Genomic DNA, 17,028 nt, shown 5'->3' with positions numbered 1-17,028 from the left:
ATATATTAAGCAGAAAGAACTTTACGGCCTTTAGCACGACGACGAGCTAATACTTTACGGCCATTTGCTGTTGCCATACGAGCACGGAAACCGTGTGTACGTTTGCGTTTTAAAACGCTAGGTTGAAAAGTTCTTTTCATAACAATTCCATCCGATCGGTTAAGGTTAAAACATCCTATGCAGGTCGCGATCCTGGCACAGGTGCCATTGCGAGCGCGAGATATTATAGATGAAGACAACAAAAGTCAATCATTAAAACGCTGCAGAGGCCGTAATTATAAAGGATCCTTTTACCTGATCATATAGGATCATCATAAATAAGAAGTTTTCCACAGCCTCTGTATAAAAAGTGAATAAAAGCTTGGGAAAAGCCAATTCGATCGTAGAATTTGATCGCGATCTGGCTGCAAATTTGTTATGATCACTGTTCGAGCTTAAAAAATAATTTTCTTAAAAATCAGTGTTTTATTCTTTTATGTTGCTGAGATCATATTTTTCATAAAAATCAATCTTGTACTTGTGGATAAAGTACCTTCATAATAGTCGGTCTGGGCCAAGAAAGTTGGTCAAAGATTAGCAATAAATGTTTGATTTTCCATCATTAAAGATGAACGGGAATAAAAATTAAATCTCTGGGAGTTTAACTGTGTATCTGTCGGTTTGGCAAAGTTGTTTATATGTATTGCAAGATGAATTGCCTTCACAGCAATTCAGTATGTGGGTAAGACCACTTCAAGCAGAAAGTACCGAAGATACGTTGACTATATATGCACCTAACCGTTTTGTTTTGGATTGGGTGAGAGAAAAGTATTTAAACCGTATTAATGAACTACTCGTTGAAATTTGTGGTGATGAAGCACCTGAATTACGTTTTGATGTTGGTAGTAAACCTATTTTAAATGCCCAAGTGGCATCAGCACCGGCTGCAACAGAAGCTAGCGCGCCTGTTACCCAACAGACTGCCGAAAAACAACAGCCAAAACCTGAAAAAGCAGCGGTCGAACCTGCACCAAAATCAGGCTATAAATCAAACATTAAAGAAAATTACACCTTTGATAGCTTTGTTGAAGGTAAATCAAACCAATTAGCAAAAGCTGCAGCGACTCAAGTTGCAGATAACCCAGGTTCAGCATTTAACCCTGTATTTATATACGGTGGTACTGGCTTAGGTAAAACTCACTTATTACACGCTGTTGGTAACGGTATTATGGCTAATAAGCCAGACGCGAAAATTGTTTATATGCACTCAGAGCGATTTGTGCAAGACATGGTTAAAGCGCTTCAAAATAATGCCATCGAAGAATTTAAACGTTATTACCGAAGTGTTGATGCATTGATGATCGATGACATTCAATTTTTCGCTAATAAAGAACGCTCACAAGAAGAGTTCTTTCATACCTTCAATGCTTTACTTGAAGGAAATCAACAAATTATCTTAACTTCAGACCGCTATCCTAAAGAGATAGAAGGGGTTGAAGATCGCCTTAAATCACGTTTTGGTTGGGGCTTAACCATTGCTATTGAGCCACCAGAACTTGAAACGCGCGTTGCTATTTTGATGAAAAAAGCGCAGCAAAGTAAAATCAATTTACCTCATGAAGTTGCCTTTTTTATCGCGAAAAAATTACGCTCAAATGTGCGTGAATTAGAAGGGGCGTTAAACCGCGTTATTGCTAATGCAAACTTTACTGGTCGTCCGATTTCGATCGACTTTGTAAAAGAAGCGCTACGTGACTTACTTGCGCTGCAAGATAAACTGGTAACAATAGATAATATTCAACGTACTGTTGCTGAGTATTACCGTATTCGTGTGTCAGATTTACTCTCTAAACGTCGTAGCCGTTCAGTAGCAAGACCACGTCAAGTGGTCATGGCATTATCAAAAGAACTTACAAATCACAGTTTACCTGAGATTGGTGACGCCTTTGGCGGCCGTGATCACACAACTGTATTACACGCTTGTCGTAAAGTTAAATCACTCCGTGACGAAAGCCATGAAGTGAAAGAAGATTATCAAAACTTAATAAGAACCTTGTCATCTTAAGGCCGACTTTATTATGCAAATAACAATATCAAGAGAGCAATTTTTAAAACCTTTAGTTCAAGTGTCTGGTGCGATTGAGCGTAAGCACACTTTACCGATTTTATCGAACGTACTGTTAGTTGTTGAAAACGGACAACTTTCGATGACGGGTACTGATCTTGAAATTGAGTTAGTGGCGAGTGTGTTTGTCGGTGAAGATACCACTGATACGCAACTCACTTTACCAGCTAAAAAGTTACTCGATATTTGTAAAAGTTTACCTGATGGCTCAGACCTTACGTTAAGTAGCCAAGATCATCAGTTACTATTAACAAGTGGTAAAAGCCGTTTTTCTTTAACTACGCTGGTCGCTGAAGATTTTCCGAATCTTGAGCAGTGGGATGGTGAAGTTGAATTTCAACTAACGCGTTTAGAACTGCGTAAGCTTTTAGAAAGCACGCACTTTTCTATGGCGAATCAAGACGTACGTTATTATTTAAACGGTATGTCATTTGAAGTTGATAACGCAGATATTAAAACAGTGGCTACAGATGGTCACCGTTTGGCGATTGCACAAAAGCAATTACCACAGTCTTTAAATACACAACGTCAGTTAATTATTCCACGTAAAGGTGTACAAGAAATTATGCGCCTAATGGTGGCTGATGATGAGCTAGTTACCATTCAATTTGGTGCTAACCATATTCGTATTATTGATACTGAGTTTACGTTTACCAGTAAGCTGGTGGATGGTCGTTTCCCTGATTATCGTCGAGTATTGCCACGTGGTGGTGATAAAGTGATTACTGCTAACCGTGAATGGCTTCGTAGTGCTTTCCAACGTGTGTCTATTTTATCGAATGAAAAATTCCGTGGTGTACGATTAAACCTATCTGAAGGTTTATTAAAAATTACTGCTAACAACCCTGAGCAAGAGCAAGCTGAAGAGGTTGTTGAGGTAATGTACCAGGGCGGCGAACTTGAAATTGGCTTTAACGTTTCTTATGTGCTTGATGTACTTAATACATTAAAAACAGAAGATGTAACCTTTACGCTTGCAGATTCTAATAGCAGTGCGCTAATTGAAGGTGCAGGTGACGAAGAAGCTATGTACGTTGTAATGCCGATGCGCCTATAAGCTTATATGAGTTTAAGTCATTTAAGCCTCAATAATTTTCGGAATATTGAGGCGCTGACACTTGAGCCGGTTAATGGTATAAACATTATCTATGGTGAAAATGGCAGCGGAAAAACCAGCCTCCTTGAGGCGATATATTTCCTTTCTCACGGTAAATCATTTCGTACCGCCAAACATAAAAATATCATTCAGCATCAACAAGACAAGTTTGTGATTCATGGGCGCAAAGCGCTGCATGATTTGTCTATTCCGATTGGTATAAGTAAAAACCAAGCGGGTGAAACATCTTTAAAGATTCAGGGAAAAACGAGCCGTAAAATCTCTGAATTAGCTCAGCTAGTGCCGGTGCAAGTTATTACTCCAGAAAGCTATTCGTTGTTTTTTGGTGGCCCAAAAGAGCGTAGAAAATTTCTCGATTTAGGATTGTTCCACGTGGAACATGACTTTTTTTATCTGTGGCAGTCTTTTAATAAAGTACTGAAACAACGTAATGCTTTATTAAAAAGTAAACCTAGAGATTATTTTGAACAGATCAAGTTTTGGGATAAAGAATTTGTTAGACTAGCTGAACAAATAAATAATCTAAGAATCGCGTATATAAGTAGGTTTAAGCAGCAGTTTTTTGATAAAATGTGTGCAGAATTAACGCTTGTAAGCGATTTAGAAATTAACTTTCATGCGGGCTGGAAAGAGAGTGAAACTCTCTCAGAGGCGCTTGAGCAAAGCTTTGAACGTGATGCTAAACAAGGTTTCACAAGTAAAGGTCCGCATAAAGCTGATTTTAGTTTTAGTGTTTCTGGTAACAGTGTAGAAAATACCTTTTCTCGCGGTCAATTGAAGCTCTTGCTTTATGCGTTAAAAGTAACGCAAAATAGCTTAATTGAGTCAGAAACTGATAAGCAATCTATATTGCTAATAGATGACTTACCTTCAGAACTGGGTGAAGATACAAAAGAAAAAGTGGGTCAGCTTTTGACTCATTGCGATTCGCAACTTTTTATCTCATCAATTTTATCTGAAAGTATTTCTGCTGTGGTGGAACCCATGCAACGAGAACTAAAAATGTTCCACGTGAAACATGGCAACCTAATAACAAGATAAGTGGGATTAACCATGTCTGAGAATTACGATTCGTCGAGTATTAAAGTACTTAAAGGATTAGACGCAGTAAGAAAGCGTCCAGGAATGTATATAGGGGACACCGATGACGGTACAGCGTTTACACCACATGGTGTTTGAGGTTGTTGATAACTCTATCGATGAAGCCTTAGCTGGTCATTGTGATGATATTTTTGTAACGATTCACTTAGACGGTTCAGTCTCTGTAAGAGATAACGGTCGTGGTATTCCTACATCTATTCACGAAGAAGAAGGTGTTTCTGCGGCTGAAGTTATCATGACGGTACTTCATGCTGGTGGTAAGTTCGATGATAACTCATATAAAGTATCAGGTGGCTTACACGGTGTAGGTGTTTCGGTAGTAAATGCACTATCTGAAAAGCTACAACTGACTATTCGTCGTGAAGGCAAAATTCACCAACAAACATATACTATGGGTGTACCAGATGCGCCATTAGCTATAATTGGTGACGCAACAGACACAGGTACTGAATTACGTTTCTGGCCAAGTGGTGAAACATTCAGTGACCTTAACTTCCACTACGATATCTTAGCAAAACGTTTGCGTGAGCTTTCGTTCTTAAACTCTGGTGTAAGTATTATTCTTACTGATGAGCGCGAAGAATCTAAGAATGACCACTTCAAATATGACGGTGGTATCCAAGCATTCGTAGAATATCTAAACCGTAACAAAACACCTGTACATAAAAGTGTTTTCCACTTTACCCATGAGCGTGAAGAAGACGGTATTAGTGTAGAAGTTTCAATGCAGTGGAACGATGGTTTCCAAGAAAGCATTTACTGCTTCACAAACAACATTCCACAACGTGATGGTGGTACGCACTTAGCTGGCTTTAGGGCGGCATTAACGCGTACGCTAAATAACTACATGGAAAAAGAAGGCTTTAACAAAAAAGCGAAAACAACAAGCAATGCGACGGGTGATGATGCTCGTGAAGGCTTAACTGCGGTTGTAAGTGTTAAAGTACCTGATCCTAAGTTCTCATCACAAACGAAAGACAAACTAGTATCAAGTGAAGTTAAGTCTGCTGTAGAACAAGCAATGGCAGAAAAACTAACAGAGTTCTTATTAGAAAACCCTGTTGATGCTAAAACAGTTGTTGGCAAAATTATTGATGCAGCACGAGCTCGTGAAGCAGCACGCAAAGCACGTGAAATGACACGCCGTAAAGGTGCAATGGATTTAGCTGGTTTACCAGGTAAATTGGCAGACTGCCAAGAAAAAGATCCAGCACTTTCTGAACTATACATAGTGGAGGGTGACTCTGCAGGTGGTTCAGCTAAGCAGGGTCGTAACCGTAAAAACCAAGCAATTTTGCCACTTAAAGGTAAGATTCTTAACGTTGAAAAAGCGCGCTTTGATAAGATGCTTTCTTCTCAAGAAGTAGCAACTCTAATCACTGCATTAGGCTGTGGTATTGGTCGTGATGAATATGACCCAGAAAAGCTACGTTATCATCGTATCATTATCATGACCGATGCGGACGTGGATGGTTCTCACATTCGTACCTTACTACTGACTTTCTTCTACCGTCAAATGCCAGAGATTGTAGAAAAAGGCTTTATCTATATTGCGCAACCACCACTTTATAAAGTGAAAAAAGGTAAGCAAGAACGCTACATTAAAGATGACCCAGCGCTTGTTCATTACTTAACATCATTAGCATTAAACAATGCAGCACTTTATACAAGCGAAGGTGCATCTGCACTTGAAGGTGAAGAACTAGAAAGAATCGTTCACGACTATCAAAATACAGTTAAAGTGATTGAGCGCTTAAAACGTAAATATCCAAACTCGGTTATGGAACGTTTAATTTATCAAAGCGAAATTACTGAAGCTGATTTAGCAGATGAAGCAAAAGTTAAAGAGTGGACTAACACGCTAGTTGACGACTTGATTGCACGTGATGAAGATGCAACTATCTTCCATGCGGGCACTGAGCACGATACTGAGCGCAACATGTATTATCCTGTTGTGAATATTCGTCAACATGGTGTGGATAAAGCACATGTACTAAACCATGACTTCATCACATCGCGTGACTACAAACGCATTGCAGCGACAGGCGTAAACATTGCTAACTTACTCGAAGAAGGAGCATATGTTCAACGCGGTGAGAAAACTCTTGCTGTTGATAACTTTGTGGATGCATTAGAGTGGTTAATCAATGAATCAAAACGCGGCCTTTATATCCAACGCTATAAAGGACTCGGTGAGATGAACCCTGATCAGCTTTGGGAAACCACTATGGACCCAGATGCTCGTCGTATGTTGAAAGTAACAATTGAAGATGCAGTCGCTGCAGACCAATTGTTTGCGACTCTAATGGGTGACCAAGTTGAGCCGCGTCGTGACTTCATCGAAACGAATGCACTACGCGTAGTTAACCTAGACGTATAACGCTAAATTAAGAATTAAAAAGGAGCCAACTGGCTCCTTTTTTTATTGCTGAAAAAGCACAAACTGCTTAAAACCTTACTGCACACAAGGTATACTGAGAGCAATTTTCAGACTAAACGCACCAGATACTATAAGCCAAATATGCAAAAATATGACGTTAAAACCTTTCAAGGTTTGATCCTGGCTTTACAGGACTATTGGGCACAGCAAGGCTGTGTGATTGCTCAACCACTCGATATGGAAGTGGGAGCAGGGACATTTCATCCGTTAACTTTCTTAAAGTCGATTATCCAGAGCCAATGTCGAGCGCGTATGTTCAACCATGCCGCCGTCCAACTGATGGTCGTTATGGTGAAAACCCGAACCGTTTACAGCATTACTACCAATTCCAAGTAGTATTAAAACCATCACCAGAAAACATCCAGGAGCTTTATTTAGGCTCTTTAGCTGCTGTTGGTATCGATACACTAACTGATGAAGTTCGCTTCGTAGAAGACAACTGGGAGTCGCCTACATTAGGTGCTTGGGGTCTAGGTTGGGAAATCTGGTTAAACGGCATGGAAGTAACTCAATTTACCTACTTCCAGCAAGTAGGTGGCTTAGAGTGCTCACCAGTAACCGGTGAGATCACTTATGGTCTTGAGCGTTTAGCAATGTATATTCAGGGCGTAGATAGTATCTATGACCTAGTATGGGCAGACGGTCCTATGGGTCGTGTGACATATGGTGATGTATTCCATCAAAACGAAGTAGAGCAGTCAGCTTATAACTTCGAACAAGCGGATGTTGAGTTCTTATTTGCACAGTTCGATCACTGTGAAAAAGAAAGCGAAAAGCTAATTGAAGCAGGCTTACCATTACCAGCTTATGAGCAAGTAATGAAAGCATCACATGCGTTTAACTTATTAGACGCTCGTCACGCTATCTCTGTAACAGAACGTCAACGTTATATCTTACGTGTTCGTGCTTTATCTAAAGCATGTGCGCAAAGTTACTATGATGCCCGTGAAGCTCTTGGTTTCCCGCTTTGTAAGGATTAAGAATTAGCATGTCAGCAGAAAATTTATTAGTAGAAATTGGCACTGAAGAGTTGCCACCGAAAGCACTTCGTAAACTTGCTGAGTCGTTTGCTGAGAACTTAGCAGCTGAGCTTGCAAGCTTAGAATTAAATCATCAAGGCGTTAACTGGTACGCATCACCACGTCGTTTAGGCTTACGTGTTACTGCACTTGAAGCAAAACAAAGTGACAAGGTTGTAGAAAAGCGTGGTCCTGCAGTTGCAGCCGCTTTTGATGCCGATGGTAATCCAACTAAAGCAGCAATGGGCTGGGCTCGTGGTTGTGGTATCGATGTAAGCGATGCACAAACACTAGAAACAGATAAAGGCGCTTGGTTATTACATAAAGCACAGGTTGAAGGTCAAGCAACTACATCGCTTATGAGTGATGCAGTAAACAAAGCACTTGCTAAATTACCTATCCCTAAACCAATGCGTTGGGGTGCAAATAAAACACAATTTATTCGCCCAGTACACACAGCGACTATTTTATTTGGTAGCACGCTGATCGAAGGCGAAATACTTGGTAAGCAAGTTGGCAACCAATTACAAGGTCACCGTTTCCATCATCCAGAAAAAGTAACAATCAACCACGCTGATGATGTGTTTGATGTGCTGAAATCTGCTTACGTTGTCGCAGACTTCGAAGCGCGTAAAGCACAAATTCGCGAACAAATTGAAGCAGCAGCTAGCGCTGTAAATGCAAAAGTAGCTATGGATGAAGACTTACTTGAAGAAGTAACATCCTTGGTTGAATGGCCAGTAACGCTGACTGCAACATTCGAAGAAGCATTCTTAGACGTTCCTTCAGAAGCGCTTATCTATACCATGAAGGACGACCAAAAGTACTTCCCGTTATTAGACCAAGATGGCAACTTACTTAACAAGTTCCTATTTGTTTCAAATATCGAAAGTAAAGACCCAAGCGTGGTCATTGCTGGTAACGAAAAAGTTGTTCGTCCTCGTTTAGCGGATGCGCAGTTCTTCTACGAAACAGATAAGAAGAAAACGCTAGAGAGCCGTTTAGAATCGCTAGATACCGTTTTATTCCAAAAGCAACTTGGTACGCTGAAAGATAAATCTGAGCGTATTAGTGAACTTGCCGGTTACATTGCTGAGCAATTAGGTGCCGATGCCGAGCTGGCTAAGCGAGCAGGTTTATTAAGTAAAACAGACTTAATGACCGAAATGGTTATGGAGTTTACCGACGTACAAGGTGTAATGGGTATGCATTACGCTCGTCACGACGGTGAAGCAGAAGAAGTTGCACTCGCGCAAAATGAACAATATATGCCTCGCTTCGCGGGCGATAACTTACCAACAAATGTGATCAGCTGTGCGGTCGCAATTGCTGATAAGTTTGATACGCTGGTGGGTATTTTTGGTATTGGTCAAGCGCCAAAAGGCGACAAAGACCCATTTGCACTTCGCCGTGCAGCAATTGGTGCATTACGCATCATGGTTGAAAAATCATTACCGCTAGATATCTTAGACCTTGTTGCTAAGTCACAAACGTTATTCGGTGAAAAGCTAACAAACCTAAATGTATCAACAGATGTGTTTGAGTTTATGTTAGGTCGTTTCCGCGCATGGTATCAAGATGAAGGTATCGAAGTTGATGTCATTCAAGCTGTGCTAGCTCGTCGTCCAACTAAACCAGTTGATTTCGACCGCCGTGTTAAAGCAGTAAGTCACTTCCGTACATTAGACGCAGCAGAAGCGCTTGCAGCAGCAAATAAACGTGTAAGTAATATCTTGGCTAAAAATGACATCACAACACAAGGTGATGTGAATGAGAGCCTATTAAGCGATGACGCAGAAAAAGTATTAGCGTCACACGTTGCTAAGTTTGCAACTGAGCTTGCACCTTTATATGCAAATGGCGATTACCAAGAAGCATTATCACAACTTGCGGGTATCCGTGAGAGTGTTGATAACTTCTTCGATAACGTCATGGTAATGGCTGATGACGAAGCGGTTAAACAAAACCGTTTAGCATTGTTAAGCCAACTAAGCCGTCTGTTTTTAGATATTGCTGATATTTCTGTACTTCAGAAGTAAGCAGTAGCCAATTAATAAAAGCCAGCTCAGTGCTGGCTTTTTTGTAGCATAAGGAACAGTAATGAAACGTGTAATTACTTTAGCATTAGCAGGCTTATTAACAGCCTGTTCTAGCCAAATGCAAATGCCAAGCATTGACGATATTCTGCCAAGTAAAGAGCTTGACCGTACTATGTATTTACGTGGTGATTTTACTTTGTGGGATGCCGAGCCGCAGTATCAATTAGAGCAAGTTGCACCGGGCATATTCCAAACCGACGTTAAGTTTTCAACACCAGGTAAGGTTTATGAATTCAAAGTGGCGGATGCTGATTTTAGCGAAGGCTATAATTGTGGTTACAGTGATATGGACCCAGCAGGGCAATCATTGGTTCTTAGGTTAAGCCGCCAATGCAGATTGTAATACCATCTACAATTATTTCAGCTTTAAACCCGCTGCAAAAGGCGTATATGTAGTGAGCTTTGATTACCGCAATAGTAATCAACCAAAAGTGACAGTAACTCGAAAGTAAAGCTCTGTGCTGGGTAGGTTGGGTAGAGCGAAGCGAAACCCAACGCATACACTCACCTTGAAGGTTAGCTGGGGTATCTAGCTCTGCAACGGATTAGCTATCGGGAGTGTTCGATATATCGCAGAAAATAAGTACCTCTAACACGTTGGGTTTCGTTGCTCTAAACTCAGCCTACACTGATTAGGTTAGATCAAAGCGAAACCCAAACTCTAATCAATCTTCATATAGATTAAATGCGATATCTAACTCATCATCTGACAAATTAAAAGCAGAAGACTTACTCAATTTCCTATAAGACGAAAATGGCCAGTCTTCAACTTGATTCACGTATTTATGTTTCACAGGGTTGAAGTAAATATAATTAATATGGTTCACTAGGTCTTGCTCGTCCTTTATATAATGCTCCCAATACCGTCTCTGCCAAATACCTCGTTCACATTTCTGAATGCGACTAGGCGATTTATGCTCGCAATTATTTAGTTGTCTAGAAAAATTAGACTTAATTAATCGCCACCGTTTTGCATAATCACAATCTCCAACAGGTAATTGCCAAATAGCGTGTAAGTGATCTGGAAGAATGACAATGGCAAGCGTTTTAAAAGGATGTGACTTAGCCACACTTTTATAAGCTGAACGTAGCAAAGTGATGTTTGAAGTTAAAAGTGCTGAGTTTCTTTGCGCAATCGCTAGAGTAAAGAAATAGGTGCCACCGGGGATTAATACTCTTCTGTATCGCATACATTCATCCTTGAATGTTAAATGATAAGAGTAGCTTAATTTCGATTAAAAGTTGAATTTCACGAACTTTAATTTGTTGCCATCATCTTGCGATAACGTTGGGTTTCGCTTCGCTCTAACCAACCTACGAGCTCGTTATAACCCTTTCTTCACCAAGTATCGATACGGTGCTTGTTCTACATCTTTAGCCACAAGTGTGTGATCCATAAAAGTACAAAAGCTTGGGATATCGCGGGTGGTTGATGGGTCGTCGGCGATGATAAGTAAGGTTTCGCCATCTTTCATTTTTCGTACTGCACCACGCACCATCATCACGGGTTCTGGACAACGAAGGCCAAGTGCATCTAATTGGTGATCGGGATTATCAAAACTCATGGCTGACCTTTTAGGTGAAAGAGACGATTAATAAGCGGCTATTTTAACTTTCTATTGCCGCCAGTTTCAATAAGTGAAAGCAAAGCAAATAAAAAAGGCGCACTGAGCAATTCAGTGCGCCTTTTTATCACCAAGATGTTTGGTGTGAGCTCGTTATTCTACGCGCTCAAATACAGTTGCAATACCTTGGCCTAAACCAATACACATAGTTGCTAGGCCGTATTTAGCGTTCTTGTCTTCCATTAGGTGAACAAGCGTTGTGCTAATACGTGAACCAGAACAACCAAGCGGGTGACCAAGTGCAATTGCACCACCATTTAGGTTAACTTTTTCATCTACCACATCCATCAGACCTAGGTCTTTTAATACTGGTAGAGATTGTGCTGCGAAGGCTTCGTTAAGCTCTGCAACATCGATATCGTCAATAGTGATACCTGCTTGTTGAAGTGCTTTTTGCGATGCAGGAACAGGGCCGTAACCCATGATTGATGGATCGCAACCTGCAACAGCCATTGATTTAATACGCGCACGAATTGGTAAACCAAGTTCTTTTGCTTTCTCTTCGCTCATTACAAGCATTGCTGATGCGCCGTCAGAAAGTGCAGAAGAAGTACCTGCGGTTACGCTACCTGATGCTGGATTGAATACAGGGCGAAGTTGCGATAAACCTTCAACAGTTGTCTCAGGACGGATTACTTCATCGTCTTCAACTAAGATTAAAGAACCATCTGCATCGTGACCTTCCATTGGCAGGATTTCACGACGGAAACGACCTTCAACAGTTGCCGCGTGTGCACGTTGGTGTGAACGGTAAGCAAATTCGTCTTGTTGCTCGCGGCTAATGCCGTGTAGCGTAGCAAGGTATTCTGCAGTTAAACCCATTACGCCAGCAGCTTGTGCTACAGACGTTGATAAACCTGGGTGAAAATCATTACCGTGAGTCATAGGTACGTGACCCATGTGCTCAACACCACCAATGATGTAGGTATCACCAGCGCCAGTCATAATAGCGCGTGCTGCATCGTGTAATGCTTGCATTGATGAACCACATAAACGGTTAACTGTGACAGCTGGTACTGAGTGAGGGATACCGGCTAGTAGTGCTGCGTTACGAGCAATGTTAAAACCTTGCTCTAAAGTTTGTTGTACACAGCCCCAGTAAATATCATCAATTGATGCTGGATCAACGGCTGGGTTACGGTCTAACAAACCTTTCATTAAGTGAGCACTTAAATCTTCCGCACGCTTGTTTTTGAATACGCCGTTCTTTGAACGACCCATTGGTGTGCGGATACAATCTACGATTACTGGATTATTCATGTTTCTTATCCTTCCACCTTATAGAATACACGGCCTTCTTGGATCACTTGCGAGTTTCATCTGATACTTGGTAAATCGCACCTAAGTGAGCGTATTTGTCTGCTGTTGCAACAAAGTTCGCTAAACCAGTTTGATCTAAGTAACGGAATGCACCGCCTCTAAATGGAGGGAAACCAATGCCGTAAATTAGCGCCATGTCAGCTTCTTGTGGTGACGCTACGATACCTTCTTGTAAACAAAGTAGTACTTCGTTGATCATCGGGATCATACAACGGTCAATGATTTCTTGTTTATCGAAATCTTTAGGTGCATCAGTAATAGCACTCAGTAACTCAGTTGCTGTAGCATCTTTTGCTTTTTTCAGGCGACCACGACGGTCTGGCGCATATTGGTAGAAACCAGCACCATTTTTCTGACCAAAGCGTTTTTCGTTTGCAAATACAGTAACAGGGTCTTTATCTTGGCGAGCCATACGCTCAGGGAAACCGTCAGCCATTACACCAGTACAGTGGTAAGCTGTATCGATACCTACAACATCAAGAAGATAGGCAGGACCCATTGGCCAACCAAATACATTTTCCATCACTTTATCAACTTTAGTGAAGTCAGCACCTTCAACAACAAGTTTGCTGAAACCTGCAAAGTAAGGGAATAGTACGCGGTTTACAAAGAAACCAGGGCAGTCGTTTACAACGATTGGTGATTTACCAAGTTTTAATGCGTAATCAACAACGGCATTAATTGTTGCTTCTGATGTTTTTTCACCACGAATGATTTCTACTAATGGCATTTTTGGCACTGGGTTAAAGAAGTGCATACCACAGAAATTTTCTGGTTTTTCAAGTGCCGATGCTAACTCGTCAATACGAATTGTTGAGGTATTTGAAGTTAGGATAGTGCCCGCTGGTAAGTCTTTTTCAATTCGCAAGAACAGCTTGCTTCACTTTAGGGTTTTCAACCACAGCTTCAACAACGATGTCTGCGCTTTGTAAGTCTGCATCGTTTAGCGTTGGCTTGATCTTGCCTAAGGTAGCAACCATCTTATCCATCGTCATATGGCCACGTTGTACTTTTTTGCCAAGTAGCTTAGATGCTTCACCCATACCTAAATCAAGTGCATCTTGGTTGATGTCTTTCATGATAATAGGTGTGTCTTTATAAGCAGACTGGTATGCAATACCACCGCCCATAATACCTGCACCTAATACAGCAGCTTGTTTGATCTCAAGCTCACTGTGTTTAGCTTGCTTCTTCGCTTTACCTTTAATGTATTGGTCAGCTAAGAAAATACCTGTTTGCGCAGCAGCTTCGCTTGTTGCTGCTAATTTAGCAAAGTTAGCGTTTTCAATCGCCATTGCTTCAGCGCGTTCATAGTTTGCCGCAGCTTTGATTGTTTTTACAGCCATAACAGGTGCTGGGTAGTGACCTTTTGTCTGACCCATTACCATGCCTTCCGCCATCGCAAAGCTCATACCTTGCTCAACACGGTTCATTTTCAGTGGCTGTAATTTTACTTGTCGTTTTGCTTGCCAATCTAGCTTGCCAGCAATTGCTTGCTCAAGTGTTGCAATACTTGACTCTAAAAGTTTGTCAGCACTAACTACTGCGTCAAATGCACCTACCTTTAGGGCATCAGCGGCGCGGTTTTCTTTACCTGTAGTGATCCATGTCATCGCATTATCAGCGCCAATAAGGCGTGGAAGGCGAACAGTACCACCAAAACCAGGCATAATACCTAGTTTAACTTCAGGTAGGCCAATTTTAGCGTTAGAGCTAGCAACGCGGTAATCGGTAGCAAGTGCCCACTCACATCCACCACCAAGCGCCATGCCGTTTACAGCACTTAGCGTTGGGAAAGGTAAATCTTCAATTGCATCAAAAACGTCAGTTGCATTTTTGATCCATGCAACAAGTTCTTCTTGAGGCTTAGTGAAGGTAGGTAAAAATTCGAAAATGTCGGCACCGATAATGAAATGATCTTTATCGCTGGTGAACACCATGCCTTTGATATCTGAGTTTGTTGCCAATTCTTTTAATGCTAAAGCGCAATCTTGCAAGGTTTGCTGCGAAAGTTTATTTACTGAGCCGTCTGCACAGAACTTAAACTCGGCGATGTTGTCCTTGATGAAAGCAACTTCAAATGAATCGCTTTTATATAACATTATTATTCTCCCTAGTTTATTAACTAAGACTGGTACGATGAGTTTGCATTTCAATCAGTGTGCTTGCTTTAAAATGAAAATGCAACGAAAAATTTACTACGCTTTATCGCGATTGGTTAAAATATAGCTGGTTTGGTGCTAAGGTGTAGCAGAAGTTTTTTGTTATTAATTCTTTAATTTTTGTTAAAGGTCATCATGAAAAAACAACTCTTTGGTTGGACAGCTGCCGCATTACTTTTTCCTTTTTTTGCAGCTGAAGCCAACGATAAACATGACGCTTTTTTAAAAGCAGAAAAAAAGGCGCGTTACGGTGATTATCAAGACATGAAAGAGGCGGCAAATGGGCTTGATCACCCATTGAAACCTTATGTCGAAAAGGCTTATTGGCAACGAAACCCAAGCCTTAAACACCAGACCGAAATCGAGGACTACCTCAATGTTTACCAAAACACGCCATTAGAGTGGTTTGTGCGTAAGGCATGGCTTAATTATTTAAAAAAGTATAATAAAAAAGCGGCTTATATTCGTAACTACCGCGAAACAAGCAATAACGAATTAACTTGTCCTTATTTAAGTTTTCAATTGGACTTAGGTGCCCCTGAAAAAGCCATCATGAACCAAGTAACAGATTTATGGGTGGTAGGAAAATCTCAGCCAAAAGAATGTGATGAGTTGTTCTCACTTTGGAAGAAAAAAGGCTACCAGACCGAAGAGCGAGTTTGGCAGCGTATTAGCTTAGCTGCCGAAGGAGGCTCATCGAGTTTAATTCCATATTTAAAAACATTATTGCCTCGTGCTGATCAATATTTAGCTGATTTATATTTAAAGGTACGCAAAGACCCAAGTGCTTCGGCGGGTCTTTATCGTTATAAGAAAAAGTCTGCTAAAGAAGGGCAAATCGCGATTTATGGTGTGAAGCGCTTAGTATGGCGAGATAAAGACCTTGCATTACGTGCATGGGAAAAACTCGAAACCATGTTTAATTACACTGACGAGCAAAAAGCAGACGTTTACTACAGCTTTGCGTTATCGCTTGCCTCAAGCGGTCATCAACAAGCACGCTTTTGGTTAAATAAGGTGCCTAAAGAACGCCAAACTCAAAAGTTAATGCAATGGCAACTTGGTAATATGCTAGAGAGGCAAGATTGGTCTGGCATAGTGGCGTTTTTCACAGGTAAAGAAAACTTGAGCCTTGGTCAGCAATATTGGCTGGCGTATAGCTTAAATCAACGTGGTGAAGTCGAACGTGCTCGTGAGATTTGGCAAACAGTGGCTAAAGAGCGTGACTATTACGGCTTTTTAGCGTCTGCACGCTTAGGTGTTCCGGTTAGCTTAAATAATAAAGAAATTAATATAAGTAACAAGTTAAAGCTTGAGGTGTCAATGCCCCTGGCTTTAAGCGCGCTCGCGCTTTGTATGAGCTTGAGCGTTTTACTTCTGCGCGTCGTGAATGGAATTATTTAACGGATACATCAACCAAAGAAGAAAAGCTCGCTGCGTCTTTGCTTGCTGCTGAACTTGATTGGTATGACAGTACCATCTACACCTTAGCGCAAATAAAAGAGTGGGACTATGTCGACTTACGTTTCCCATTTGCATTTAAGAATGTGTTTGCCACTTATAGTAGTCGTAGCCATATTGATGTCGCTTGGAGCATTGCAATTTCACGCCGTGAAAGCTCTTTTGCACCGGATGCGCGTTCTCATGCCAATGCCCATGGTTTAATGCAGTTGTTGCCAAGCACTGCTAAATACATGAATAAGAGCTCGGTATCACGAAAACAGTTATATCAGCCTCGTACTAATATTCGTCTTGGTAGTGAGTATTTGCAGTATTTGAAAAAGAAAAATCATGGCAACGAAATCCTAGCAACGGCTTCTTATAATGCGGGCTACCATCGTATTAAACGCTGGATCCCTGAGCAAGCTATGCCAGCAGAGCTGTGGATTGAGTTAATTCCTTATACAGAGACACGAAACTACGTTAAGAACGTGTTCGCTTACAGGCAGGTTTATCACACTCGATTAGGACGCGATGGCAATGTTCTAGCGCCAATCCTTGATATGTCGATGGGTGGTTAAACTCGATTTGCCACACTATT

The 17,028-nt window shown here is 41.1% G+C and carries 8 protein-coding genes and 5 pseudogenes; 8 read left to right on the top strand and 5 right to left on the bottom strand.

Translation table 11 applies throughout. From position 1 onward, the window contains the following. Positions 1-5 precede the first annotated feature (5 nt). Positions 6-140 (bottom strand): 50S ribosomal protein L34, encoded by a 135-nt coding sequence (rpmH, locus tag ACRWSG_RS09050; protein WP_008488847.1) that lies wholly within the window; start codon positions 138-140, stop codon positions 6-8. Between the two features lie 506 nt (positions 141-646). On the opposite strand from rpmH, the gene dnaA reads away from it, so the two are divergent. The 7 genes and pseudogenes from dnaA to ACRWSG_RS09015 all read left to right on the top strand — a co-directional run bounded on the left by dnaA (position 647) and on the right by ACRWSG_RS09015 (position 10,332). Next, on the top strand, positions 647-2,044 hold the full coding sequence (gene dnaA / locus ACRWSG_RS09045) for a chromosomal replication initiator protein DnaA (protein WP_462166098.1): 1,398 nt from the start codon (positions 647-649) through the stop codon (positions 2,042-2,044). A gap of 13 nt (positions 2,045-2,057) precedes the next feature. Further along, complete coding sequence (gene dnaN / locus ACRWSG_RS09040) at positions 2,058-3,161, top strand: DNA polymerase III subunit beta (protein WP_462166097.1); 1,104 nt, start codon at positions 2,058-2,060, stop codon at positions 3,159-3,161. Between the two features lie 6 nt (positions 3,162-3,167). Continuing rightward, positions 3,168-4,262 carry a DNA replication/repair protein RecF gene (gene recF / locus ACRWSG_RS09035; RefSeq protein ID WP_054563761.1) on the top strand — a complete coding sequence of 365 codons (1,095 nt, stop codon included), beginning with the start codon at positions 3,168-3,170 and terminating at the stop codon, positions 4,260-4,262. 12 nt (positions 4,263-4,274) lie between these two features. Continuing rightward, positions 4,275-6,702 (top strand): annotated as a pseudogene (gyrB, locus tag ACRWSG_RS09030) (DNA topoisomerase (ATP-hydrolyzing) subunit B). A gap of 141 nt (positions 6,703-6,843) precedes the next feature. Further along, positions 6,844-7,742, top strand: a pseudogene (gene glyQ / locus ACRWSG_RS09025) (glycine--tRNA ligase subunit alpha). An 8-nt stretch (positions 7,743-7,750) separates the two neighbouring features. Next, a complete protein-coding gene (glyS, locus tag ACRWSG_RS09020; protein WP_138618662.1) occupies positions 7,751-9,820 on the top strand; it encodes a glycine--tRNA ligase subunit beta in 2,070 nt (689 codons plus the stop codon). A 61-nt stretch (positions 9,821-9,881) separates the two neighbouring features. Beyond that, positions 9,882-10,332 (top strand): annotated as a pseudogene (locus ACRWSG_RS09015) (early set domain-containing protein). A gap of 213 nt (positions 10,333-10,545) precedes the next feature. On the opposite strand, the gene ACRWSG_RS09010 reads toward ACRWSG_RS09015, so the two are convergent. The 4 genes and pseudogenes from ACRWSG_RS09010 to fadB form a co-directional block, all read right to left on the bottom strand. Next, the gene (locus ACRWSG_RS09010) at positions 10,546-11,070 is read right to left on the bottom strand and encodes an REP-associated tyrosine transposase (protein WP_194442920.1); all 525 of its coding nucleotides are present in this window, start codon (positions 11,068-11,070) and stop codon (positions 10,546-10,548) included. Positions 11,071-11,205: 135 nt separating this feature from the next. After that, positions 11,206-11,445 carry a sulfurtransferase TusA gene (tusA, locus tag ACRWSG_RS09005; protein WP_054554785.1) on the bottom strand — a complete coding sequence of 80 codons (240 nt, stop codon included), beginning with the start codon at positions 11,443-11,445 and terminating at the stop codon, positions 11,206-11,208. 153 nt (positions 11,446-11,598) lie between these two features. Beyond that, entirely contained in the window at positions 11,599-12,765 is a 1,167-nt protein-coding gene (fadA, locus tag ACRWSG_RS09000) for an acetyl-CoA C-acyltransferase FadA (RefSeq protein ID WP_054554784.1), read from the bottom strand. A 5-nt stretch (positions 12,766-12,770) separates the two neighbouring features. Next, positions 12,771-14,927: pseudogene (gene fadB / locus ACRWSG_RS08995) on the bottom strand (fatty acid oxidation complex subunit alpha FadB). A 195-nt stretch (positions 14,928-15,122) separates the two neighbouring features. Here fadB and ACRWSG_RS08990 point away from each other — a divergent pair. Beyond that, positions 15,123-17,008: pseudogene (locus ACRWSG_RS08990) on the top strand (transglycosylase SLT domain-containing protein). Positions 17,009-17,028 lie beyond the last annotated feature (20 nt).

It is taken from the genome of Pseudoalteromonas sp. GB43 (assembly GCF_054923805.1).
The sequence above is the reverse complement of the archived record's forward strand: the minus strand, read 5'-3'. Positions and strand labels throughout refer to the sequence as shown.